The 22,937-nt window shown below is 56.7% G+C and carries 22 protein-coding genes; 14 read left to right on the top strand and 8 right to left on the bottom strand.

From position 1 onward, the window contains the following. Nucleotides 1-83: 83 nt before the first annotated feature. Nucleotides 84-2,282, top strand: a complete 2,199-nt coding sequence (katG, locus tag ACOVRA_RS11710; RefSeq protein ID WP_421720444.1) for a catalase/peroxidase HPI — start codon at nt 84-86, stop codon at nt 2,280-2,282. Between the two features lie 65 nt (nt 2,283-2,347). Here the strand turns inward: katG and ACOVRA_RS11705 are convergent, their stop codons facing one another. Beyond that, nucleotides 2,348-3,493 carry a carbohydrate porin gene (locus ACOVRA_RS11705; protein WP_421720443.1) on the bottom strand — a complete coding sequence of 382 codons (1,146 nt, stop codon included), beginning with the start codon at nt 3,491-3,493 and terminating at the stop codon, nt 2,348-2,350. 1 nt (nt 3,494) lies between these two features. After that, on the bottom strand, nt 3,495-5,177 hold the full coding sequence (locus tag ACOVRA_RS11700) for a methyl-accepting chemotaxis protein (protein ID WP_421720442.1): 1,683 nt from the start codon (nt 5,175-5,177) through the stop codon (nt 3,495-3,497). Nucleotides 5,178-5,331: 154 nt separating this feature from the next. On the opposite strand from ACOVRA_RS11700, the gene ACOVRA_RS11695 reads away from it, so the two are divergent. From ACOVRA_RS11695 to rmuC, 3 genes are all read left to right on the top strand, one after another. Beyond that, on the top strand, nt 5,332-6,468 hold the full coding sequence (locus ACOVRA_RS11695) for an alkaline phosphatase D family protein (protein ID WP_421720441.1): 1,137 nt from the start codon (nt 5,332-5,334) through the stop codon (nt 6,466-6,468). A 106-nt stretch (nt 6,469-6,574) separates the two neighbouring features. Continuing rightward, nucleotides 6,575-8,047: a flavin-containing monooxygenase gene (locus ACOVRA_RS11690; RefSeq protein ID WP_421720440.1), complete on the top strand. Its 1,473-nt coding sequence runs from the start codon at nt 6,575-6,577 to the stop codon at nt 8,045-8,047. 343 nt (nt 8,048-8,390) lie between these two features. After that, nucleotides 8,391-9,929, top strand: a complete 1,539-nt coding sequence (gene rmuC, locus ACOVRA_RS11685) for a DNA recombination protein RmuC (RefSeq protein ID WP_421720439.1) — start codon at nt 8,391-8,393, stop codon at nt 9,927-9,929. Nucleotides 9,930-10,006: 77 nt separating this feature from the next. Here the strand turns inward: rmuC and ACOVRA_RS11680 are convergent, their stop codons facing one another. After that, nucleotides 10,007-10,756, bottom strand: a complete 750-nt coding sequence (locus ACOVRA_RS11680; protein WP_421720438.1) for a Bax inhibitor-1/YccA family protein — start codon at nt 10,754-10,756, stop codon at nt 10,007-10,009. A gap of 231 nt (nt 10,757-10,987) precedes the next feature. On the opposite strand from ACOVRA_RS11680, the gene maiA reads away from it, so the two are divergent. The 7 genes from maiA (at nt 10,988) to ACOVRA_RS11645 (ending at nt 17,139) form a co-directional block, all read left to right on the top strand. Continuing rightward, nucleotides 10,988-11,629 carry a maleylacetoacetate isomerase gene (gene maiA, locus ACOVRA_RS11675; RefSeq protein ID WP_421720437.1) on the top strand — a complete coding sequence of 214 codons (642 nt, stop codon included), beginning with the start codon at nt 10,988-10,990 and terminating at the stop codon, nt 11,627-11,629. Nucleotides 11,630-11,660: 31 nt separating this feature from the next. Further along, nucleotides 11,661-12,104, top strand: a complete 444-nt coding sequence (locus ACOVRA_RS11670) for a MarR family winged helix-turn-helix transcriptional regulator (protein WP_290807258.1) — start codon at nt 11,661-11,663, stop codon at nt 12,102-12,104. Between the two features lie 69 nt (nt 12,105-12,173). After that, a complete protein-coding gene (gene hppD, locus ACOVRA_RS11665; RefSeq protein WP_298228672.1) occupies nt 12,174-13,250 on the top strand; it encodes a 4-hydroxyphenylpyruvate dioxygenase in 1,077 nt (358 codons plus the stop codon). A gap of 24 nt (nt 13,251-13,274) precedes the next feature. Further along, a complete protein-coding gene (locus ACOVRA_RS11660; RefSeq protein WP_421720436.1) occupies nt 13,275-14,390 on the top strand; it encodes an isoaspartyl peptidase/L-asparaginase family protein in 1,116 nt (371 codons plus the stop codon). 15 nt (nt 14,391-14,405) lie between these two features. Next, a complete protein-coding gene (locus tag ACOVRA_RS11655; RefSeq protein WP_421720435.1) occupies nt 14,406-14,966 on the top strand; it encodes a VOC family protein in 561 nt (186 codons plus the stop codon). A 50-nt stretch (nt 14,967-15,016) separates the two neighbouring features. After that, nucleotides 15,017-16,021 (top strand): fumarylacetoacetate hydrolase family protein, encoded by a 1,005-nt coding sequence (locus tag ACOVRA_RS11650; protein ID WP_421720434.1) that lies wholly within the window; start codon nt 15,017-15,019, stop codon nt 16,019-16,021. Nucleotides 16,022-16,284: 263 nt separating this feature from the next. Continuing rightward, nucleotides 16,285-17,139 carry a hypothetical protein gene (locus tag ACOVRA_RS11645; RefSeq protein ID WP_421720433.1) on the top strand — a complete coding sequence of 285 codons (855 nt, stop codon included), beginning with the start codon at nt 16,285-16,287 and terminating at the stop codon, nt 17,137-17,139. A gap of 100 nt (nt 17,140-17,239) precedes the next feature. On the opposite strand, the gene ACOVRA_RS11640 is transcribed toward ACOVRA_RS11645, so the two are convergent. Next, nucleotides 17,240-17,581 carry a hypothetical protein gene (locus tag ACOVRA_RS11640; protein ID WP_290807248.1) on the bottom strand — a complete coding sequence of 114 codons (342 nt, stop codon included), beginning with the start codon at nt 17,579-17,581 and terminating at the stop codon, nt 17,240-17,242. A gap of 274 nt (nt 17,582-17,855) precedes the next feature. On the opposite strand from ACOVRA_RS11640, the gene ACOVRA_RS11635 reads away from it, so the two are divergent. Together ACOVRA_RS11635 and ACOVRA_RS11630 are read left to right on the top strand one after the other, a co-directional pair. Beyond that, a complete protein-coding gene (locus ACOVRA_RS11635) occupies nt 17,856-18,176 on the top strand; it encodes a hypothetical protein (protein ID WP_421720432.1) in 321 nt (106 codons plus the stop codon). A 151-nt stretch (nt 18,177-18,327) separates the two neighbouring features. Further along, nucleotides 18,328-19,146: a DUF3108 domain-containing protein gene (locus ACOVRA_RS11630; RefSeq protein WP_421720431.1), complete on the top strand. Its 819-nt coding sequence runs from the start codon at nt 18,328-18,330 to the stop codon at nt 19,144-19,146. Nucleotides 19,147-19,154: 8 nt separating this feature from the next. Here the strand turns inward: ACOVRA_RS11630 and ACOVRA_RS11625 are convergent, their stop codons facing one another. The 4 genes from ACOVRA_RS11625 to ACOVRA_RS11610 all read right to left on the bottom strand — a co-directional run bounded on the left by ACOVRA_RS11625 (nt 19,155) and on the right by ACOVRA_RS11610 (nt 22,301). Beyond that, nucleotides 19,155-20,051 (bottom strand): RNA polymerase factor sigma-32, encoded by an 897-nt coding sequence (locus tag ACOVRA_RS11625; RefSeq protein WP_421720430.1) that lies wholly within the window; start codon nt 20,049-20,051, stop codon nt 19,155-19,157. Nucleotides 20,052-20,184: 133 nt separating this feature from the next. Continuing rightward, complete coding sequence (locus ACOVRA_RS11620) at nt 20,185-21,708, bottom strand: serine hydrolase (RefSeq protein WP_421720429.1); 1,524 nt, start codon at nt 21,706-21,708, stop codon at nt 20,185-20,187. A 70-nt stretch (nt 21,709-21,778) separates the two neighbouring features. After that, nucleotides 21,779-21,979 carry a hypothetical protein gene (locus ACOVRA_RS11615; protein ID WP_421720428.1) on the bottom strand — a complete coding sequence of 67 codons (201 nt, stop codon included), beginning with the start codon at nt 21,977-21,979 and terminating at the stop codon, nt 21,779-21,781. Between the two features lie 4 nt (nt 21,980-21,983). After that, on the bottom strand, nt 21,984-22,301 hold the full coding sequence (locus ACOVRA_RS11610; RefSeq protein WP_421720427.1) for a DUF1476 domain-containing protein: 318 nt from the start codon (nt 22,299-22,301) through the stop codon (nt 21,984-21,986). Nucleotides 22,302-22,509: 208 nt separating this feature from the next. Between ACOVRA_RS11610 and ACOVRA_RS11605 the strand changes: the two genes are divergently transcribed. Beyond that, nucleotides 22,510-22,937: phosphoribosylaminoimidazolesuccinocarboxamide synthase (locus tag ACOVRA_RS11605; RefSeq protein ID WP_421720426.1), on the top strand; the 428-nt coding region annotated here is incomplete at its 3' end.

Raw genomic sequence — 22,937 nt, 5'->3', positions numbered from 1 at the left:
AATGACGATATATAATCGATTGGACCAATGCAACTTGCTGGCATAGCCTGTGGTCATGAGTTCACGAGATTGAGGAAGAGGATATGACGATGGAAACACAAGGCAAATGCCCGGTTATGCATGGTGGCGGCCAACCCGCTAAAGTCGGGACGCAATCCAATCGCGATTGGTGGCCAAATCAGCTCAATCTGAAGATGCTGCATCAGCATACCAGCCTCTCGAGCCCGATGGCGCATGGCTTCGACTATGCCGCCGCCTTTCAAGCCCTGGACTTCGACGCGCTCAAGGCCGATGTGATGGCCCTGATGACCCAGTCGCAAGACTGGTGGCCAGCCGATTACGGACATTACGGCCCCTTCTTTATCCGCATGGCATGGCACAGCGCGGGTACCTATCGCACAGGCGATGGACGCGGTGGAGCAGGTGCTGGAACCTTGCGGTTTGCGCCCTTGAACAGCTGGCCCGACAACGGCAATCTCGACAAAGCGCGTCGCCTATTGTGGCCGATCAAGCAAAAGTACGGCAGCGCGATTTCTTGGGCCGACCTTATGATCCTCGCGGGGAATTGCGCATTGGAATCCATGGGCTTTGAGACCTTTGGCTTTGCCGGTGGCCGCGCCGATGTGTGGGAGCCTGAAGAAGATATCTATTGGGGCAAGGAAAAGGGTTGGCTAGAGGATCAGCGCTATGCTGGCGAGCGTGACCTTGAGCATCCTTTGGCTGCTGTGCAAATGGGCTTGATCTATGTCAATCCAGAAGGCCCCAATGGCGTGGCAGACCCCTTGGCGTCGGCCTTTGACATTCGCGACACCTTTGGCCGCATGGCCATGAATGACGAAGAAACTGTCGCCCTGATCGCTGGCGGCCACACGTTCGGCAAAGCCCATGGCGCTGCGGACCCCAGCAAATATGTTGGTCCAGAACCTGAAGGCGCGACCCTTGAAGAGCAAGGCTTTGGCTGGGCCAATAGCTTTGGTTCGGGCAAGGGCGTGGACACCATCACCAGCGGCCTCGAAGGCGCTTGGACCACTAACCCGATTAAGTGGGACAACAACTACTTCGACAATCTGTTTGGCTTTGAATGGGTGCAGAGCAAGAGCCCAGCTGGCGCGACCCAATTTGTGCCGGCAGAAGCCGATGCGCATGGCATTGTGCCCGATGCACATGACCCCAATAAGCGCCATGCGCCCGTGATGTTCACCACTGACCTCGCGCTGCGGTTTGACCCGATCTATGGACCCATCTCGAAGCGGTTCCATGAAAATCCAGACCAATTCGCTGATGCCTTTGCGCGGGCATGGTTTAAACTGACCCACCGCGATATGGGCCCCCGCGCCCTACATTTGGGCCCTTGGGTGCCGAGCGAAGAGCTGATCTGGCAAGACCCGATCCCGGCCCGCGACCATGCGTTGGTCGATGAAACCGACATCGCAGCCTTAAAGGCAGAGATCGGCGCATCGGGCCTCAGCATTGCAGAAATGGTGTCGACAGCTTGGGCTTCGGCCTCGACGTTCCGGGGTTCAGACAAGCGCGGTGGGGCCAATGGTGCCCGCATCGCTCTGGCCCCGCAAAAGGACTGGGCAGTCAATCAACCAGCACAATTGGCCAAGGTGTTGGATCAGTTGCGCGCCATTCAGGCCAAGTTCAATGCCAAGGCCGCCTCCGGCAAGAAGGTCTCTTTGGCGGACTTGATCGTACTGGCAGGGTCAGTCGGGATCGAAGAGGCTGCTGCCAAGACCGGTCGCCATGTGACGGTTCCTTTCACCCCCGGGCGGATGGACGCCAGCCAAGAGCAAACCGACGTGGCTTCGTTCCAAGTCATGGAGCCTGCCGCCGATGGGTTCCGCAATTACCAAAAGCCCGGCCTCTCCGTCTCGGCTGAGGAGTTGTTGGTCGATCGTGCCCAGCTTCTGACCCTGAGCGCGCCGGAAATGACGGTGCTTGTTGGCGGATTGCGTGCCTTGGGTGTCACCACAGAGTCTCATGGCACCTTGACTACGCGACCTGGCGCTCTGACAGCAGATTTCTTCTCGAACCTGCTCGATATGGATGTAGTCTGGGCCCCTTCGGCCACGGCTCCCGGCATCTATGAAGGCCGGAACCGCAAGACCGGCGCCATCGTCTGGACCGCGTCACGGGTCGATTTGGTCTTTGGATCGAACTCGCAATTGCGGGCCTTGGCAGAAGTCTACGCCAGCCACGATGGGCAAGCCCGCTTCGTCGACGCCTTTGTAGCCGCGTGGATCAAAGTGATGAATCTGGATCGCTTCGATCTGATCTAAAGCTTCATGCGACCCTTAAGCCCTTCACCGCGCTCCTTCGGTGAAGGGCTATTCTTTTGGCCAACTCAATCGGCCCCAAACTCCCAAATCAATCTGAGACCTGCGACGAGAGCGTCTTTGGTGGTCGTATCGACACCTGGGTCGAGCACATATTGAACATCGCCTTGCAGGGAGAATCCGCCGCCAATCGGTGCCGCATAGGTCATCTCAAAATTGGTTTCTGCCTTTGAGAGTCCAACGAAGCGAGCCAGCGGCGTTGTGCGTACATGCGCCAGTGCCATGCCGAATTGATCCTCAGGACGGCTTTCCAAAAGCCCCGCCCAGACGACACCCGCCCCGACATAACGATCCACAGCATTGAGATCTGACTTCGCCGTTCCCGCCCGCAAGAAGGTGGTGGTCGCAGGATCGAGATGATAGTCCACCGTGCCATAGAAGCCTGAATTGCCATTTTGAAGACGGGCGAGGGAGTCACTACTGGCTTGTGAATAGGCCCAGCCTCCAAGCGCCCAACGCCAGGATTCTGCTTGTTGCTCAACTTCCAGCACACTCAACAGACCGTCGTCCTTGCGCCAACGAAGATCGGTACGATCTGGCCTAAGGGGATCGCCAGGCACGGGATCAAAAACGCCAGCTCGAAGCTTGAAACCTGCCCCCAGAGCTGCCTCGCCAACCACAGCCCAGCCCAAGGTTGGGAAAATGGATGGCCCATTCAGCCCCGATTGCGCGAAGCTGGGCACGATCCCCTGCGAGGGATTGATGAAGAGGCTTGAGGCCCCCGGCGTATCAAATGTGCCGTTGAGATCGATCAATCCCAGCTTCAGATAAGAGCCGGATTCATCGAATTCCTTCGCGACCCACACCTCATAGGGCCGCAGCGCCTCGGTGCCAGTTTCAATGTTGGAGATGCCCTGCAGATCACCAACTAGGTCGCCGGAGAAAGCTTTCTTGCCGTTGTAGAGCGCGCCAATGCTCGCTTTGATCCCGCGCAGGCCGTGGGCGGCACCGTCATAATTGACTTGCACCGACACATTATCGAGCGTCCGAGATCCCTCTTTAATCCCGCCTCTGAGGTTGGAGAAGACATCTATCGTCACATTGCCTGCAAGGGAGAAAGGTTTCGCCGCCTCGCCATCTTGGGCCAGCGCCCGAGATGTTGTTGCGGTTGGGATAAGCGCGACGGCGATAGGCAAAAGCCAACGGGTGTACATCTTAAGCCGCCTTGATATCGCTGAAGAAGAGGTCGGCACATTCGCGCAAACGTGCGGCTTGGCGGGCAACATCTTCGGCGGCTTTGGTTACCGCCTCTGAGGCGCCTGCGGCGTCGGTAGCAGCGGCATCAAGCTCACCCACGCTGGCATGGGCCGCATCCGTACCATTCGAGGCGAGGCTGGCACTATGGGCAATCTGTTCGGTTGCGCCCGATTGCTCCCGCACACCATCGGCGGCAGCACGCGAAAGGCTTTGCATTTCTTCGATCATAGTGATGACCTGCAGCACCGAAGACGCAACATGATCCGAAGCCTGTTGGATTCGGCTGATGCGGCTGACAATGTCTTGCGTCGCATTGCCGGTTTGCGCTGCAAGGGACTTCACTTCACCCGCAACGACAGCAAAGCCTTTACCTGCTTCACCAGCCCGTGCAGCCTCAATTGTAGCGTTGAGCGCGAGGAGGTTGGTCTGGGTTGCAACCCCTTCGATCAAGGCAACCACTTCACCGATTTCCGCAACCGCTTCGGCAAGGCCCTTCACAGAGACATCAGTTTCCCGGCCCAGTTGCACAGCATCTTCGGCCAAACTCGCTGACTGAGCCATACGGCCCGCGATCTGTTCAACCGAGGCGGTCAATTCTGTGGTGGCCGCAGCAATCGACGATACGCTGTGTGAGGCTTCTTGTGCTGCAGAAGTTGCGACATGGGTCAGCGAACGGGTTTGGGACGCCATTGCACCTAACTGGCAAGCGCTGGCTTCCAGTTCCTGAGATGCGGACGCCAATGTCGACAAGCTTTCGCTCATCATGCCGGAGAATTTCTCCGTAAGGGCTGCAATTCTTTCAGCGCGCGCTTCGCGCTCTTGCGCGCTCATCGCAGCCAATTCCTCTAGTTTATTGCGCTCCAATGCATTGGTGCGGAAGCGGCCCATCGCGGCGGATAAGGAGCCGATCTCGCCACCTGCCTTGGCGTGTGGGGCCTCGATTGCCAAATTGCCCTCAGCCAGACCATTCATCGCCTCAGCCAAATCCGCGATAGGTCGAGCCACTGTGCGTCGCAGAAATATATTGACTGCGGCGGCAAAGGCGAACGCAAACAAGAGAATGGATGCCATGATGATTTCTGTTAGTTGCGCCTCCGATTCCGAGTCGGCGACAGCATCATCGACCGACGCCTCAATGACTTCCGCGGCGGCCTCCATCGTATCTTCGAGCGCGCTAAACTTTTCCAAAAAGGCAGGGATGGCTGCGCGCGTTGCGGCAGGATTGGATTCAGCCGTTGCAACAATCGCTTTCGCACTCTCGACATAGGTTGCCAAGGGTTGGGTCAAATCATCAAGCGCTTGCTTGACCTTTGGGTCCTTGGCCGTCGCTTTTGAATCGGCAATCGACTTCTCGAAAATCGCTATATGCTCTTCGGTATCTGCCTTCACTTGGGCAGCCGTGTAAATTGCCGAACTTGGATCTGACGCCAGAAGTGCTGCCAAGGCATCGCCACGCAAGGCGTCATGCATCATATCAGCCTGCATGTGATTGCGCAGGACCTTGGTTGCTGAAACCGATTGACTGACGCTTTGATGATAGCGGGTTGAAACCCAAAGGCCGGCGGCTGCGGCAGTTGCCGCGAGTGCAAACGACAACGCTCCGGCTAGGGTGATTTTTGCGCCAATTGTTGCTAATCGCATATGTGTGTCCTCAGAAGTTTGCTTCGGTCAGCATCGAGAACACACATGGAATGCACCTTACCCAAGGTTACATCGCAAAAGTTTTGACTTGGTTAATTGGTTTGTCCTGCAATTCGTCGTGAATTTGACGCATGCCCATGTTAGCTCAAACGCCATGATAGATCGTCGCGCGTTTCTCGCTTCCGCCGCCACAACAGCCCTTGCAATCACTCCGCTTGCGGGTTGTGCCGTAACACCCACAGCCATCCCGGCTTTGCCGACTTTTCCGCGCGCCCCACGCAGCCCGCGCCTGACAAACAAGACCGTGTCGCGCATTGCCCTAACGTCTTGTTCTGACCCGACCATGGACCTCAGCCTGTTTGGCGATGTTGAGGCTGCCAAACCTGATCTTGTGGTAATGATGGGGGATAATGTCTATGGCTCTAATTCTCCGACTGACCCAGAGCTGCCGAGTTTAAAAGAGGCTTACGGAAAGCTTGCCGAAGCGGCACCATTCCGTTCCCTCGTCGCCTCAACGCCAACAGAAGCTGTCTGGGATGATCATGATTATGGCATCAATGATGGCGGTGGCGATTTTGCCTTTAAGCAGCGCGCCCAGTCCATGTTTGCGACCTTCTGGAATGTCCCTGCCAATAGCCCGATCCGGCAGAGGCCAGGCATTTATCGGGCCTTTAGAACGGGGCCGCCGGGGCAAGTCTTGCAAGTCATTCTGCTGGACACACGCTACTTCCGTGATCCTCTGCTGCCGACAGATCAGCCCAATGCACCCGGCAAGGAGCGCTATATCCCCCACTCGGCAAGCTCTAACGCCGATGTCTTAGGGGCTGCGCAATGGGCGTTTCTGGAAGAAGAACTGAAAAAGCCCGCAGATATTCGCTTGATCATCTCCTCCATCCAAGTCATTGCCGATGGCCACGGCTGGGAGCGTTGGGGGAATTTCCCGCGTGCACAGCAACGCCTCTACGACTTAATTGCCGAAACCAAGGCCCAAGGTGTCGTGTTTGCATCCGGCGATCGCCATTATGGCTCGATCAATCATATCCAAACAGGCGTCGCCTATCCGCTGACCGACCTCACTGCCTCTGGCATCAACAAAGCTTTCCGGACAGAGCCCGGAACTACCGCCGTGCGCGAACCCTCGACAACGCGTTTGGGCGACGGCTATGGCCCTGTCAATTTTGGCCTAATCGACCTAGATTGGGCCGGACGGAGCCTAAGTCTCAAGCTCGCCGGTCGAGGTGGAGAAATCGTGGCGTCAACCCGTCTCTCCCTCGAAGACCTAAAGGCCTGAAGCCGACGGTCAGCAGGGCTTACAGCTCGCAGCGAAACTGGGTCCTTGTAAGCGAGCGTGTTTTATATGATCGTGCTGACCATAATAATATAGGGGAGCACGCGCCATGGATCACGCAACACCGATCGCCATCATCGGTGCCGGCTTAGGGGGCTTGGCAGCAGCCATACAGCTCAAACAAGCCGGCTATCAAAATCTGATCTTGCTCGAAAAAGGGGCCAAGGTAGGTGGCACTTGGGCACAGAACACCTATCCGGGCTGTTCCTGCGATGTGCCGGTCGCGCTCTATCAATATAGTTTTGCGCCAGCGATCCACTGGACCAATACCTATCCAAGCTCGGCCGAGATCCAAGCCTATTGCGAGCAATTGGTGACGGGCTTTGGCTTAGAGCCATTCTTATCGCTCAGCATTGAAGCGACGTCTGCCGTTTGGGATGAAGCGGCCCAAAGCTGGTCCTTGACGACAAGCGACGGGCGGGTCCGCCAATTCGGCGCGATCATCTCAGCCTTGGGCCAATTAAACCGCCCCTCAATCCCACCGATTCCGGGCCAAGCAAGCTTCAAAGGGGCCACCATGCATTCGGCGGCTTGGAACCATGATATTGATCTGGCTGGCAAGCGCGTTGGCGTCGTCGGCTCGGCAGCCAGTGCGGTGCAGTTAATTCCCGAAGTTGCAAAAGTGGCTGGCTCGCTGGTCGTGTTCCAACGCTCTGCCAATTACATCGGACCACGTGGCGACCGGGAAATTCCAGCTACCGAGATCGCACTCTTGCTCAGCGATCCGCAGGCGGCAGTGGACCTTGGTGCGCGTAACCGCGCGATGATTTTTGACACGGCCGACACCTATTTCTGGCAGACCTTTAGCTGGACGCCCGAAGGCCGCGCCGCCTATGCCGATATCGCCAAGCGACACTTGGAAAAGCAAATTGCGGATCCGGAATTACGCGCCAAGCTGACACCAGACTATGCCGTTGGCTGTAAGCGGTTTCTGTTCACCGACACCTTCTACCCGGCCCTCACACAAGACCATGTCACCTTGGAGACCGCACGGATTGAAGGCTTTGATGCGACAGGCATCCGCGTCGAGGCAGGCACGCATTACGATCTGGACGTTGTGATTTATGCCACCGGCTTTGAAACAACAGGTTGGCATTGGAGCTTGGATGTGGTCGGCCAAGATGGCATCCACCTCGCTGATCAATGGGCGGAAGGGCCTGAAGCCTATCTTGGAATCACGACCAAGGGCTTCCCCAACTTCTTCATGCTCTATGGCCCGCATACCAATCTAGGCCATAATTCCATCACTTACATGCTTGAGCGGCAGATTGAGTATGTTCAAGCAGTGTTGTCGGGGCTGGCGGAGCAAAAGGCCAATTCCGTCAGCATAAAGCCAGAGGCGCAAGCCCGCTTTATTGCCGATTTGCAAGACGCCTTAGGCCATACTGTTTGGGCCGATCCAAGCTGCAATTCTTGGTACAAGAACGACAAAGGCCAGATCACCCAGAACTGGGGCGGCAATTGCAAGTCCTATGCGGAGGCCGTTAGCAAAGTAGTTTGGGCAGACTACGTGGTCCGCTAACTCTGGCCAAAAAGGCGGTTTACTTGGCTTTGCTGCAACAGAGCGTCCAAAGGACTTGACAGAAAGGTGACAGATTGTCACACAAAAGGGGCTTGGACTTCGGTCCGGCGGCGTTTCGGGGAGGAGACGCCCTTTTGGCTCTCGCAAGAGGGTGGCCGCGCCTAACCATGGCGCGGCCTTTTTTTATCTCCCAATTTGCTCAATGATCCGAATGAATGACTGGACTGCGTCCTAATCTGACGTAGAAACGGTTTAGACTGTCGGGCTGAGTGTGAGCCCGGCACCAGCTGTGGCACAAACGCGTCAGACTATTTTCAGATTGAGTCGCAAGGACATCCCCGACATGGCCCCCTCCACGAGCCCCGAAGCATTGAATCCCGAGTTTTTGAATTTGTTGGCCGTTATTGGCCTTTATGTCTTAATCCTATTGGTCACGCTTTATTTCGCGCTCACGCGGTCTAATCGGCCTTTGGCCCAGCTCGGGCGACGGATCGAAGATATGAATGTCCGCTTTGTCGATTATCGGCAGGACCTTCAGACCGGAATCACTTCGGTCCGCGAAGAAGCCCAGCGTCAAAATAGCCAAGCGCGCGAGGAAATGGCCAATCGCATGGCAGGTATCGCGCAAGACTTACAGCGCCTAATTGATGTGATGTCCGCAGCCCAACGCGAGCGTCTCGACGCTTTCGGGGTGAGCTTGGCGGAGTATCGTGCGGCCACCAGCGAAGATAGCCGGGCCCTGCGTGAAGAGGTCAACAAAGCCATCGCCACGCTATCGTCCGGCCTTCTTGAGGGCATGACGGCACAGGGCCGTTCTCAAACCGAAGGCCTCGCCAAAGCGCAGACCCAGATCAAGGAAATGATGGAGGCCAATGACCGCACCGCGCTTGCCTTGCGCCAGACGGTTGAAGGCCGCCTTGACGTGCTGCGGCAAGAGAATGAAGCCAAGCTGGAGCAGATGCGCGTCACGGTCGACGAAAAGCTGCAGGGCACATTGGAGCAGCGCTTGGGCGCTTCCTTCAATCAGGTGAACGAACAATTGGAGCGCGTGTTTAAATCCGTCGGCGAGATGCAGACGATTGCGACGGGCGTCGGTGATCTGAAGCGCGTGCTGACCAATGTGAAAGCACGCGGGACCTGGGGCGAAGCTACCTTGGGCATGCTGTTGGAACAGGCCATGAGCCAAGAGCAATATGCCCAGAATGTTGAAGTCAAACCGGGCAGCAATCAACGGGTCGAATTTGCCATACGCTTGCCCAATGATGGCGACACGCCCGTGTGGTTGCCGATTGATGCCAAGCTACCCGTCGAAGATTATGAGCGCCTGATCGATGCCTCAGAGCGGGCAGACACGGTTGGAATCGATGCCGCCCAGAAAGGTCTTGAACGCGCGATTAAGATTGCCGCTAAGGACATTTTCGAGAAATATATCGCGCCCCCGCACACAACCGACTTTGCCATCATGTTCTTGCCGACTGAGGGACTATTTGCTGAAGTTGTGCGCCGACCCGGCCTTGTTGACAGCTTGCAGCGTGACTTCAAAGTCCTTGTGTCTGGCCCCACCACTTTGATGGCGACCTTGACGAGCCTGCGCATGGGCTTCCGGACTTTGGCGATCCAGCAACGCTCCAGCGAAGTCTGGCAAGTGCTCAGCAAGGTAAAGCAAGAGTTTGAGAAGTTTGGCGGCGTCCTCAAAAAGGTTGAGGATAAGCTCGATCAAGCCAAGAGCGTTGTGCAGCAAGCCCGCACGCGCGAAAATGTGCTGGGCCGCCAATTGAGGGCCGTTGAAACCCTACCGGGCAGCGCGCCCATTGCGACCTTGCCCTTTGCCCAATCGCAAGACCTGCTCGACGATGTGCTGGACGAGGGCGACGACGCCTAACCTCCGACCACTCTCACCCAAACAAAAAGCCCGCCGACTTTCGTCAGCGGGCTTTCTTTTTAAGTTAGGTGATCAGCCTATTCGCGGTCGCCCAAGAAGCTGAGCAAGAACTGGAACAGGTTGATGAAGTTCAGATAGAGGCTCAAGGCACCCATGCTGGTGGCAACCGACATCGCGGTGTCATCGCCCTTCAGGTAATAATATTCGAACTTCAAGCGCTGGGTATCGAAAGCGATCAGGCCCGAGAAGATCAACACGCCCAAGCCGGAGATGACGAAATTCATCATTGGGCTTTGCAAGAAGATGTTGACGATACCTGCCAAGATCAAGCCAAATACACCCATGATCAAGAACGAACCAAAGCCCGTCAAATCACGCTTCGTGGTATAGCCCCACAGCGACAAAGCGCCGAAGGCCGAAGCCGTGATGAAGAAGGTCGAGGCCAAGGACTGACCCGTGTAGATCAGAGCCAAGACGCCCAAGCCTGCACCGATCAAGGACACCACGGTCCAGTAGAGCAGGTTGGCGCCCGTCTTCGATGGGTTACGCATCGCGAACATCGAGATGAACAGAATTGCCATCGGCGAGAACGCGACAATCATCCCGAGACCGGTGTAGCCAATGCGGCCATCATTCATAACGAACAACATGTCACGAACGGGCGGCACTGACGATGTGATATAGGCCAAGATACCCGAGAGCACCAAGCCAAGACCCATCTTATTGTAGACGCCCAACATAAAGCTCCGCAGGCCAGCGTCGACGGACATGTCCATCGTGTTCCCGGCTGGGATCGCTTGAGCTTGAAACCTATTTTGGTCGTTCATTTTCTTTCCTTTTTAACATGCGAGCAGACTTCTGCCGCATTGCTTAAGCCCTAATATCGGACCTCAGAGCATTGGATGCAAGACAACTCTACTACACGATTTTGTGTGCAGGGCCGTTTCAGGTCGCCGACTGCTTTCGCGCTTCAACCCAAAGTTCAGGATCGCCGCATGTTTAGACTTCGCTATCCTAGTCATATGGTGGCAACGCGGCCTTTATGCTAGGAGCGACCTATGCTCCAATTACACACTTTTTCCCACTCCTCAGCCTCCTACCGTGTCCGCATTGCGCTGGCCTTGAAAGGGATGGCCAGTGAAAGCCACGCCGTCTCGCTAATTGCCAATGACCACCTTTCCGAGGGCTACCGCGCTCTCAACCCCGAAGGCCGGGTACCCGCAATCGTGACGGAGCAAGGTGTGTTGACCCAATCCTTCGCCATTATGGACTGGCTGGAGGACACGATCCCAGAGCCCAGCCTCTATCCAGCAGATGTTTGGCAACGGGCTTTGTGTCGTGCCTTTGCCCATGCCATTGCAAGCGACATCTTCCCAGTTCAGAATCTGGGTGTGCGGCGCAAGCTCATCGCAGATTTCGGAGCCGATGAGGCGCAAAGCACGCAATGGTGCGCAGACTGGATCGCCAAGGGCTTCGCCGCGTTAGAGGCCGAGACTGCCAAACGCGGCTGGCATGAAGGACAAGGCTATTTGTTTGGACCCACCCCGACTTTGGCTGATATCTGTTTGGTGCCACAAATGAATAATGCACGCCGCTATGGGGTGGACCTAACCCCCTTCCCGCTCTTGGTGGCAGCAGATGCAAAGGCGCGCGCGCACCCTGCCTTTGTAACTACCGCGCCTGAGACGCAAGCTGGCTGACAATCGACCTGCTGGGACCCACACCAAGATCATGAAACCACTCAATCTTGAATCCTATCTCCCCTATCGACTGAGCGTGGCCTCTAACAAGGTCAGCGCATTAATCGCTAAAGCGTATGAAGCGCGCTTTGGCCTGACGATTCCGCAATGGCGCTTGCTGGCAATCCTCTCAGAGGGGCAACCCCTGTCGCAACAAAATCTCGTCAACCGTACCGCGATGGACAAAGTAACCGTAAGCCGCGGCGCACAGGCTTTGATCACACGCGGCCTCGTTCAGTCCAAGCCAAGCGAGAAGGATCGCCGCGCCGTGGAATTGAGCCTGACAGCTGCCGGCGTCTCCATCGTACAAGATGTCGCGCCCGTCGCACTCGCCTTTGAGAAGTCCCTGATCGAGGCCATTGGCGGAGCAGCCGCTGAGCGCCTCGAAGCCATGCTGCGCAAGCTGGAAGATCAGGCGGAAAAATTAGCAAAATAAGCGCCACTCCATCTTGGCAATTAGTAACAAATGAAACTATAATGGTGCCAGATTTGGTTGGAGCACCCTATGGCGGACTTGTTTGAAAACCCACTTGGCACCGATGGCTTTGAGTTTGTTGAGTTCACAAGCCCAGACCCGGACGCACTGGCGACCTATTTCCGCCAATTGGGCTTTACGGCGGTCTCCAAACACCGCTCCAAAAATGTGATCCGCTTCAAACAAGGCGATATCAACTTCATCCTGAACATGGAGCCAGTGGGCCAAGCAGCGGAATTTCGCGAACAACGCGGACCATCAGCCAATGCAATGGCATTCCGGGTCAAGGATGCCGCCCATGCCTTTCGGGAAGCCATTGCGCGCGGCGCGGAAGCTGTCGACAGTCCTATCGGGCCGATGGAATTGGATATCCCAGCCATCAAGGGCATTGGTGGGGCCTTTATCTATTTGGTTGATCGCTATGGCGCGCAAAGCATCTATGATGTCGACTTTAAGCCCATTCCCGGTGCTGCCGAAGAAGAAGCAATCAATTCGACAGGTCTGACCTATCTCGACCACCTGACCCACAATGTGTTCCGGGGCAAAATGGATGTGTGGGCAGACTATTATGAGCGCATCTTCAACTTCCGCGAGATCCGCTATTTCGACATTGAGGGCAAAGTATCCGGCCTGTTTTCGAAAGCCATGACCAGCCCTTGCGGTAAAATCCGCATCCCCTTGAACGAGAGCAAGGGTGAAGAAGGCAAGACCGACCAGATCGAAGAATTCCTGCAGCGTTATAAGGGCGAAGGCATTCAGCACATCGCCATGGGCTCGTCCGACCTGTTGACCACAGTCGACCATCTGCGCGCCCGGGGCGTTGAGTTGCAAGATACGATTGATACCTATTTTGACCTGATCGACACCCGCCTGCCCGGTCATGGCCACGACGTCGAGGCCCTGCGCCAACGTCGCGTCTTGATTGATGGTGCGCCGAGTGAAGGCCAAGGCCTGTTGTTGCAAATCTTCGGCAAGGATGCCGTTGGCCCTATCTTTTTCGAATTTATCCAGCGAAAAGGAAATGAGGGTTTTGGCGAAGGCAATTTCAAAGCCCTGTTTGAAAGCATCGAATTAGACCAAATTCGACGCGGGGTTTTGCAAGGCTAAGGCCAATAGTAGGAGCGGTTTAGGATGGGTAAGATTGGGGCGCTCTGCGGGATAGCGGCGTTGAGTTTGGCATTGGGTGCCTGCACCATGACCACGCAGATGGGTGATGGGCCTGAAAAAACCCGCACTTTCCTGACAAGCCCCCCTGCCCCTATTCCCGCTTGGTCCATCGCTATTCATGGCGGGGCTGGTGTCATCGAACGCAAGGATTTGACGCCAGAACAAGACAAGGCCTATCGCGCGGCCTTGGCAGAAGCGATTGAGATTGGCGCAGACATTTTGCGCAAGGGTGGCGATGGGATCGATGCGGTGGAGGCCACCGCCCAATATCTGGAAGACAATCCTTTGTTCAATGCAGGCCGAGGTGCGGCCATTGATGCCTCTGGAAAAGCGACTTTGGATGCGGCCATCATGGTAGGGCCCGGCCTGAAGGCAGGTGCCGTTGCCGGCATGCTTACCACACGCCACCCGATTAGCGCGGCTCGCGCCGTGATGGAAAAGACCCCGCACGTGTTTCTGATCGGCGATGGCGCAGATCAATTCGCCCGCGAACAGGGTCTCGAACAAGTACCCAACACCTTCTTCCTGACGGCACGGCGCTGGCAAATCCTCGAAGAAGTTTTGACCGAACAGAAAATGCCCATCCCGCCCAAACCGCCCGGCCTTAACAATGACGGCCCCGTGCGCTCTGGCCCCAATGCCGCCAAGTCTGGCGAAGCCCGCTTTGGCACGATTGGTATTGTGGTGCGCGACAGCAAAGGCGTGTTGGTCGCTGGCACATCGACCGGTGGCTTGACGGGTAAGAAATGGGGCCGGGTCGGCGATGTGCCGGTGATTGGGGCTGGCACCTATGCTACGCCAAGCTGTGCTGTCTCTGGCACTGGGACCGGAGAATATTTCATCCGCCTCGGCGTCGCCCGCGCCATTTGCGACAAAGCGGCAGAAGCGGGCATCAGCCTGCAAGAGGCCGCCGATACCGTGATGAAGAAAGACCTGACCGCTTTGGGCGGTGATGGCGGCGTCATTGTCGTTAATGCGCGGGGACAGACCGTTGCCAGCATGAACACACCTGGCATGTATCGCGCGCAGATGAGTGCGGTCAGCCCTGCACGTGTCGCCATTTATGCAGACGAGAATTAAGGCAAGGGAAGAGACATGAACCAGCTGCGAGGCATTCACCACGTCGCCTATCGCTGTCGCGATGCCAAGGAGACCGTCGAATTCTATCACGACGTGCTGGGCATGGACTTCCAAATCGCCTTTGCCGAAGACCATGTGCCTTCCACCGGGGCCTATGACCCCTATATGCACGTGTTTCTCGATGCAGGCGGCGGCAATGTGTTGGCCTTCTTTGAACTGCCTGAACAGCCCGACATGGGCCGCGACCCCAATACGCCGGAATGGGTTCAGCATATCGCTTTCAAGGTCGATAATGAGGATGCGCTTCTGGCTGGCAAGGCCCGCGCCGAAGCCCGCGGTTGCTCGGTGATTGGCCCAACCGACCATGGCATTTTCCGCTCCATCTATTTCTTTGACCCCAATGGGCACAGGTTGGAACTCGCCCATGATACAGGTACCGCCGCCGAGTTGACCGAATTGCGGCGCGTTGCCCCAGACATGCTCGACGAATGGTCCAAGACCAAGAAGGCCCCGCGCCATGCCGATTGGTTGCACGCCAAGGCCCGAGCCAGCCACACAAATTCAGACCCAGCTTAAAACCCGCCATATAAAAAATTCTGGGGCCACCCAGCCATTAGGAAACGCCCATGAAACTCGCTTCTCTTAAATCCGGCCGCGATGGTCGCCTCGTCGTGGTCTCCTCAGACCTGAATTATTGCACTGATGCAGCCCTGATCGCCCCAACCCTGCAAGCCGCTTTAGACGATTGGGGCCGCTGTGGCCCTGCGCTGCAGACTTTAAGCGAAGCCTTAGAGCGTGGTGCGGTTCCCACCGAACGCTTCCATGAGCGTGAAGCCCATTCGCCTTTGCCGCGCGCCTTTCAATGGGCCGATGGCTCGGCCTATGTGAACCACGTCCAGTTGGTGCGCCAAGCCCGTGGCGCGGAGATGCCCGAGAGCTTCTGGACAGACCCGCTCATGTATCAAGGCGGCTCGGACGACTTCTTGCCGCCACGCGCCCCCATCCTGCTGGCCGATGAAACTTGGGGTTGTGACTTGGAGGCCGAAGTCGCCATCATCACCACCGACGTGCCGCAAGGTATCAGTGTCGAGGCCGCCCGTGACCACATTGCGCTGGTCTGTTTGGTCAATGATGTCAGCTTGCGCAACTTGATCCCGAATGAGTTGGCCAAGGGCTTTGGCTTTTTCCAAGCCAAGCCCGCGAGCGCCTTTTCCCCCGTCGCCGTGACGCCCGAAAGCCTCGGGCCTCTATGGGATGGCGGCAAGCTGCATGTGACCTTGAGCGTCGACCTTGATGGCAAGCCGCTGGGTCGGGCTGAAACCGGTATCGATATGACCTTTGATTTCGGCCAATTGATTGCCCATGCTGCCCGGACGCGTAACCTCTGCGCCGGCACCATCATTGGGTCGGGCACGGTCTCCAACCGCGATGGCGCAGGCGGTCCTGGCAAGCCGATCGCCGAAGGCGGCCTTGGCTATTCCTGCTTGGCCGAAGTCCGCGTGGTTGAGACCATCCTGCATGGTGCCGCCAAGACCCCCTTCCTAAAGCACGGCCAAGTCGTGCGCATCTGGGCCGACGATGCCAAGGGCCACTCGATCTTTGGTGCGATTGAGCAAAAGGTGGTTGGATAGAGGTCTCAATACTGCGCACATCATCGCCGCCGGAGTGTCGGAACGGAAAGGGTAAAGCAGCATGAATAGCCCCGCGTGGGAAACCACCGGGGGTGCAGGGACAGCGCCCATACCCACCCAAAACATGGGCGATGCATGACCGCATTGTTAAACTTACGTTAGATTGCCGTGAAATTTGTCGATCCGCGTTGACGAAGCAGCGGTGATGGAGTGGAAAGGGTGCGAACGGCCCTCCCCGGATGCCGTCCAAGAGGTGATTAGCCTTGCGACTTCGATTGACCATGATCGCCGCAGCCGCCCTATTGGGTAGTTTTGGAGCGGCAGGCACGATGAACGGCTTGTGGGCCACGTCAGATGCACGCGCGCATAGCTTAGATGGCCTGAAGCTCGCCCTCGGATTGCCCTATGGCAACACGACCACGCACAAGATTCAGATGAGCACCTCGACCGCTTTTGCGGGTACAAACAGCCACACCTGTGTGGGCCAAGCCGTCGCTGCCGCCCCCCACAAAAACCTCGTTGCAGAGATTTTCCAAAGACCGCATGTTCGCGCTGTGCCCCGCATGGTAATGGCCGAAGCAGCCCCTCAAGCGCATGCCTTCAGCCCGGTCGCAGCACCGGCGCCACCTGAACCACCAGAGCCACCCTTACCCGCCGAACCCCCGACAGTCCCGGCCTCCATTGCACCAGCATTCGCTGCACTAAGCTCTACCCTGCATTCGCCCGACGCGGTGAAGGGCTTAATGGCGCTTGCTGAAGCTGACGCAGGCCGATCCGCGAAGCTCGCCTCACGTGCAGCAGAGGCCGCCGTTGCAGCCGAAAAGTCCCAGGCTTCTGTAGAGGTTCAGATCAGTCTTAAAAGACCGGTGATTGTCACCCAAAGCCAATATGAGGGCCTAGAGCGCGAGTTAGATCAAGCTTTGGCGCGACTGGAAGTAAGCCAAGCCCTAGCGGCTCGGATCAATGAAAGTGATCCATCGTTCTTCGTCCTTCGAGCCGATGGCAAGAAGTTTTGCGGCACGCCTCAGGCCGGCGAAGCATGCACGTTGTTAAGCCCGACAGATATTGCCCGCATCCGCTCTGATGTCGCGGCGCAAGTGAAGCTAGCCAATAATTAGCTGCGCCAAGTTCAAATCAAGCTTGCACGTGCTCGCCTGTCCGACGGCTAGGACCGCAGAAATCCTTCAGAGACTTCTATCCTGCCAGTTGTGGCCGAACTTATTGGGACAGTGATGTGGTTTGCATCGACGGCGTCGCGTCTGGCAATTGCACCCGGATGGTTGCAACTTCAGGACGTTCTGCCAAAGCGACAGCGGTCAAGCTTGGACGATCGGCTTCAGCCAAGGCATAGGCGATGAGGGTATTGACGCATTGCGTCTCATTCACCACCCGGTCCCGACGCGCAGCCTCGGCACACATTTTGGTCGCAGCCTGCTCAATCTGCTTGAAAACCACTTCAGGCGCAGCATTGGCCGCCACCTTCTGATCGGCGATTTCTGCCTGCGCAGAACCAGCAGCCAAAACCGCAAAAGCAATCAGTCCAACAAAACGGTGTGTCATGGTTATCTCCTCAATGACCCACAAAATTGCGCGACCATCTGTCCCGTTTTTTGAATGTGACACTAAAATGACTATGTGACAACACTTATATGACAAATATATGACTTTGAGACGACATTTTTGTAAACTCGTGGAATTAGTCAATATAAATCAATTATTTGGTTTCTGAAAAAACGTAACAAAACCGTCACAAAGCCTTCTGAAAAGGTCCTTATAGGCTTATCAAAGCCGAAAGAATTTCGCTGTATCCTTGGGAAACATCGGGAGAGAATTTATGCGTGCGTTCGGCAGTCCGCCAGATTTAAGCGCCATTAAGGCAAGTTATATGGTCAGTCTAAAGGCAGATCTTAGCACGCTAGAGGGGCTACAAAGTGAAGTCGATTTTGGCTTTGCCGAGCCTAGAACCTATCAAGAATTGCGCCGCCTCGCCCATGTTCACGCTGGTAATGCCGCAACGTTTGGATTTAGCGCACTAGGTGATACGGCCCGCGCAGTGGACATCCAATTGAGCGAAACCCCCGGTCCATCCGAACGGCTTGCACCCCTGATCGCCACGTGGCGGAGAGAGCTTCAAAGCGCCTGTCATAGCCAGTAAGAAGCCTTGCGCCATTGCGGCGAAGGTTTGATGTGAAGATGCAGTGCGCGTCTAGACAGCGCCACATTTGCGGCCATAAGCAATCAGCCTGCGTTCAGAAAGAAATACCTAGCATAGGGCTTGTCTGAAAGCCGAAATGAAAGAAATTCTGATGTCAAAACTTTTACTGGTGCGTTCGATTGCAGCCGTTTGTGTGCTTGCAACCCCCAGTATCGCGCAAAACGGTCCCGCCCAAAGCCTGCTCACCACTTTGGGCCCAGGGCAGAGCCGATCGGTCGACATTTCCTTGCGGGCGCGAATTGGCCCGCTGGAACTGGCGCGCGGCTCGTTTAAGGTTAGCCTGACTCAGGACAGCTATAGCGGTGAAGCAACCTATCGCACGTCTGGTATTGCCGCCTCGTTTAACAATGATGCGGGTGTAGCAACGGTTAAGGGCGCAATTGACGATGGTCAGTTGAAGCCGCGCACATTCGTCAATCAAGAAACCAATGGCAAGAAACGCCGCATCACCATGAATTTCGCGGGCCGTTCCGTGGATGTGACCGCTGCACCCATGTGGGGCAGTATGGGCTTTCCGCCAGCGACTTTGGCCCAGAAGCTTGAAGCCGTCGATCCCGTGACGGGCCTGATGGAGTTGTCGCTCGTAACCGGCCGCGATGCGGGACGGGCCTGTGGCGGTGCTGTGAAGATTTTTGACGGCAAGCGGCGCTATGATATTCGCACCCAATATGTCGGGATCGAGAACGTCTCCACCCCGGCCTATAAGGGTCCTGCGACCTATTGCCGGGGCACCTATACCGAAGTGGCCGGCTTCAATCAGAAGAAGCAAGGCGAATCGCGGGACCCCATTCGCCTTGAAATCTGGCTGGCTGACGTGGGCAAGATGGGCGTATCTGTTCCCGTCCGCATGACGGGGTCTAAAGGCATTTACACCGCGGTGCTCTACGCCGACCGTGCCGTCGTCCGCTAAAAGTCAGATCAAACGTCTGGCAGAAGGCCGCTATCTTCTGGGTGGCCGACCTTTTTGATCAAAGCGGCCTTTAGCTTCTTCATCGCCTGATGCTCAATCTGACGGACCCGCTCTTTCGAGATGCCCATCCGCACGCCTAAGGATTCCAACGTGGCACCTTCATCGGTCAAGCGGCGCTCTTGGATAATGGCCAGTTCGCGGGGGTTGAGTGACTTCAGCGCCTCTTGAATCCAATTGGTGCGACGCTCTGTATCGGTGCGCTCCATCACGTCTTGGTCAGGCAGAATGCCTTCATCCGGCAAGAGGTCCTGCCACTCACCACCGCCATCGACGCCATCAGACATCGGGGCATTGAGAGAGCGATCATTGGCCGACAGACGCGACGCCATTTGCTCGACTTCACGTTCACTCACGCCCAATTTGGTGGCGATAATCTCGCGATTTTCGCGAGTCATCATGGCTTCGCCGGTGTCGCTGATCAGAGCGCGGAGACGGCGAAGGTTGAAAAAGAGCGACTTTTGCGCCGCCGTCGTGCCCGTGCGCACAATCGACCAATTGCGCAACACATAATCCTGAATGGCGGAGCGGATCCACCAAGCGGCATAGGTCGAAAAGCGGACTTCACGGTCGGGCTCAAATCGCGCTGCCGCCTGCATCAAGCCAATATTGCCCTCTTGGACAAGGTCACTCATCGGCAGACCATAATTGCGGAAACGGGCCGCCATCGAGATCACAAGCCGCATATAGGCCGTGGTTAGTTCGTGGAGCGCACGCTCGTCTTGATGGTCGCGCCATTTGACGGCAAGCTCACGCTCGTGGTCATGCTCGAGCAGAGGCGCTTTCATAGCCTGTTTGACAAACCGTCGCGTTGCGCTTTGGGCTTCGGCTGTCTCATACGTGGCCATTTGATCTCTCCGATCCGTGTCCGCACCTGATTTGGCTACAAGCATTACGCGTGAGCGGCTGACTTGGATCAGTCGTTATGACAAATCCATGACTGGAGAACTGCAATTTGGGCAGGAAACTTTCAGGTCCGCCTCAGCTAGATGTCCGGACAAATACAGCAGGCGCGAAATCGCTGTCCATCTGCACTTCCAAGGACCGGATATTGCCCTTCATATCGGCTTGGAAGGCGAATTTCACATCGAGGAGATCGTCATCATCCTCGCGGACCGGCATGCCATTGAAAACATCATAATGCCAATGATTGAGACGGATGGGCATCTCATTATAGGTTCCTACCAAGCCCGTGTCGTCGAGCCTAACAGTCCAAGTGCCATAGCCCTTGTGAACAAAGGTGCCGACAAAGGCGCCAAGCCCGCGTGAAGGCGCTGTGTTGGGGATTGGCATGGGCGGGGCTTGGGTGGCGGCCTTGGCTTCATTCGCGTCGCGCCGAGCAAGGCCACGGGCCGACCAATTGGCAGGCTCTAGCCCCATGAGGCGATCAAACAAATCCAAGCTGGCATGACCCGGCAAGGGCGTGCCGCGCATATTGGCAAAGGCAATGATGCCGACATTCTGCTCTGGGAACAAAGTGACGCGCGAGGAGAAGCCGTTGAGATTACCGCCATGGGCGACCCGCCGCATGCCGCGATAAAAATCCGTGCGCCAGCCGAGCCCATAAAGGCCACGGCTTAACTCAGTGGCTTCGGGTTGCCCACCTGTCGACACAAGCGGTGCCCACATCGCCTCACTCTGCGCCAAAGAGATCAACCGTTTGTCACCATACATGCCGCGGCGAAGCTGCAAGTCCATCCAAGCGATATACTGATTGACCGAACTATAAAGCTCTCCCGCCGGCCCGATAGCGTCTTCGGGCCGCAATGGAATTTGAACCGCTTGCTTGGCGGATGTGAGCTTATGGCCAAAGGCGAAGTTGCCATCTTGGGCCATCTGGCTGGGGCTAAAGCCGGTGCGGGTCATGCCGAGGGGCTTCAGCAAGCGCGACTCGGTAAAGGCCTCCCACGTCTGGCCGGTGGCGCGCTCAACTACAAGACCTGCGAGAATATACATGAGATTATTATATTGGTACTGACTGCGCAGGGGGGCAGAATTCTCTAGATAGGGCAGACGCGCTAACAGCTCTGCCTTGGTCAGCTTCTCATTATTGTACCAAACCAGATCATGGGTGCCGAGGCCGGTGCGGTGCGAGAGCATGTCGCGCAGGCTCAAACTCGCATATTCCACCCCGCCTGCCATTTTAAATTCCGGCAGATAAGTGGTGACAGGCTCATCCCACGCAAGCTTACCTTCATCGACCAAGAGCGCGACAGTCGCCGCGGTAAAGGCCTTGGTGAGAGATGCGCAGCCAAACAAAGTATCGGCCGTGACGGCTTGGGTCCTGGCACCATCGCGCCAGCCAAAGCCCTTGGCATAAAGGGGTGCGCCATCCTTAATGACCGCAACGGCCAAGCCCGGCACACGCCAGTTCTGGCGGGCCAGATCAAGCTCTGCATCAAGGCTTGCCAAGGGGTCAGGTTTGCGCTTGGCCGCCCAAGCGGGACCAACAAGGCCTGCGCCCAAACTTGCGCCCAATATGGATACAAAGGCCCGCCGCTGCATCAAAATGCCCCCTACTTAGCCGCGCGATACGGCCAGCATAGTGGGCGGGGCAAGTCGGACTTGTCTAGCCCTATCTGCGCGGAATGGCATCTGCGCCGACACAGGTGCGGCTCTCTTCGCTCCACGTGCCGCCGCGGCGATAGCAATCGAGGCGCATCGCCGCCGCGCGCGCTTCGGCTTGGGCAGGATCGGACTCAACCGGGCCCAAGGCACATCCGGAAAGTGTGGCGAGGACAAGGGCAATACCACCAAGGGTCAGCGCGCGGGCCATCGGCTTAGGCCGTCAGCTGTTGGCGGGCGACGTCTAGCAGCTGTTCCATTTCGCGGCGGATCTGATGCTCGCTAACGTCGGCACCCTTGGCGTCGAGGTCGGCTTTGACTTTGCGGTAGACATCATCATCGCCCGCTTCTTCAAAATCGGCCATCACGATGGACTTGGCATAGTCTTCAGCGGCTTCACCTTCGAGGCCTAAAAGACCTGCAGCCCAAGCGCCGAGGAGCTTGTTGCGGCGGGCGGTGATTTTGAACGAAAGCTCGCTATCGTGCGCATATTTGGCTTCTTCAGCGCTCTTGCGCTCATCAAACTGGCTCATATCAGACTTCCTTGAAAACGTGTCAGCGGACAAAGTCCTATGTGGGGTCTGGATAGGTCTCTGCGCAAGTAAGCGCAAGAGGATGCGCCACATGATTGAGGCCTGTCGCGCAGCCTGTTAGGGTGGTTTTGTCGTTAGGAGTTTCGACTCGGGCCACGCTGGCTGCGAGTGCGTGCCTTGCCACCTGACCACTGAGGAGAGCGCGACCATGTCCCGCCGCAAGAAAATTTATGAAGGCAAGGCCAAGGTCCTGTATGAAGGGCCAGAGCCTGGTACCCTGATCCAGTATTTCAAGGACGATGCAACCGCCTTCAACGCTGAAAAACATGCGATTATTGAAGGTAAGGGCGTTCTGAATAACCGTATTTCAGAATTCATCATGACCAATCTGAATGCGATTGGTGTGCCCACCCACTTCATCCGTCGCCTGAATATGCGCGAGCAATTGATCCGGGAAGTCGAAATCATCCCGCTAGAAGTCGTCGTGCGCAATGTTGCTGCAGGCTCGATCTCTAAGCGTTTGGGTATTCCTGAAGGCGAATTGCTGCCCCGTTCGATCGTGGAATTCTATTATAAGAATGACGGACTGGGCGATCCCATCGTTGCGGAAGAACATATCACCGCATTTAACTGGGC

The sequence above is a fragment of the Aquidulcibacter sp. genome (genome assembly GCF_049239865.1).
Classification (GTDB): domain Bacteria; phylum Pseudomonadota; class Alphaproteobacteria; order Caulobacterales; family Aquidulcibacteraceae; genus Aquidulcibacter.
Note: the sequence above shows the minus strand (reverse complement) of the source record. Positions and strands in the feature narration are given on the sequence as shown.

Excerpts from the sequence above, each read along its gene's own strand:
- katG (WP_421720444.1), top strand. The coding sequence starts at position 84 with ATGACGATGGAAACACAAGGCAAATGCCCGGTTATGCATGGTGGCGGC.
- ACOVRA_RS11705 (WP_421720443.1), bottom strand. The coding sequence starts at position 3,493 with ATGTACACCCGTTGGCTTTTGCCTATCGCCGTCGCGCTTATCCCAACC.
- ACOVRA_RS11700 (WP_421720442.1), bottom strand. The coding sequence starts at position 5,177 with ATGCGATTAGCAACAATTGGCGCAAAAATCACCCTAGCCGGAGCGTTG.
- ACOVRA_RS11695 (WP_421720441.1), top strand. The coding sequence starts at position 5,332 with ATGATAGATCGTCGCGCGTTTCTCGCTTCCGCCGCCACAACAGCCCTT.
- ACOVRA_RS11690 (WP_421720440.1), top strand. The coding sequence starts at position 6,575 with ATGGATCACGCAACACCGATCGCCATCATCGGTGCCGGCTTAGGGGGC.
- rmuC (WP_421720439.1), top strand. The coding sequence starts at position 8,391 with ATGGCCCCCTCCACGAGCCCCGAAGCATTGAATCCCGAGTTTTTGAAT.
- ACOVRA_RS11680 (WP_421720438.1), bottom strand. The coding sequence starts at position 10,756 with ATGAACGACCAAAATAGGTTTCAAGCTCAAGCGATCCCAGCCGGGAAC.
- maiA (WP_421720437.1), top strand. The coding sequence starts at position 10,988 with ATGCTCCAATTACACACTTTTTCCCACTCCTCAGCCTCCTACCGTGTC.
- ACOVRA_RS11670 (WP_290807258.1), top strand. The coding sequence starts at position 11,661 with ATGAAACCACTCAATCTTGAATCCTATCTCCCCTATCGACTGAGCGTG.
- hppD (WP_298228672.1), top strand. The coding sequence starts at position 12,174 with ATGGCGGACTTGTTTGAAAACCCACTTGGCACCGATGGCTTTGAGTTT.
- ACOVRA_RS11660 (WP_421720436.1), top strand. The coding sequence starts at position 13,275 with ATGGGTAAGATTGGGGCGCTCTGCGGGATAGCGGCGTTGAGTTTGGCA.
- ACOVRA_RS11655 (WP_421720435.1), top strand. The coding sequence starts at position 14,406 with ATGAACCAGCTGCGAGGCATTCACCACGTCGCCTATCGCTGTCGCGAT.
- ACOVRA_RS11650 (WP_421720434.1), top strand. The coding sequence starts at position 15,017 with ATGAAACTCGCTTCTCTTAAATCCGGCCGCGATGGTCGCCTCGTCGTG.
- ACOVRA_RS11640 (WP_290807248.1), bottom strand. The coding sequence starts at position 17,581 with ATGACACACCGTTTTGTTGGACTGATTGCTTTTGCGGTTTTGGCTGCT.
- ACOVRA_RS11635 (WP_421720432.1), top strand. The coding sequence starts at position 17,856 with ATGCGTGCGTTCGGCAGTCCGCCAGATTTAAGCGCCATTAAGGCAAGT.
- ACOVRA_RS11630 (WP_421720431.1), top strand. The coding sequence starts at position 18,328 with ATGTCAAAACTTTTACTGGTGCGTTCGATTGCAGCCGTTTGTGTGCTT.
- ACOVRA_RS11625 (WP_421720430.1), bottom strand. The coding sequence starts at position 20,051 with ATGGCCACGTATGAGACAGCCGAAGCCCAAAGCGCAACGCGACGGTTT.
- ACOVRA_RS11620 (WP_421720429.1), bottom strand. The coding sequence starts at position 21,708 with ATGCAGCGGCGGGCCTTTGTATCCATATTGGGCGCAAGTTTGGGCGCA.
- ACOVRA_RS11615 (WP_421720428.1), bottom strand. The coding sequence starts at position 21,979 with ATGGCCCGCGCGCTGACCCTTGGTGGTATTGCCCTTGTCCTCGCCACA.
- ACOVRA_RS11610 (WP_421720427.1), bottom strand. The coding sequence starts at position 22,301 with ATGAGCCAGTTTGATGAGCGCAAGAGCGCTGAAGAAGCCAAATATGCG.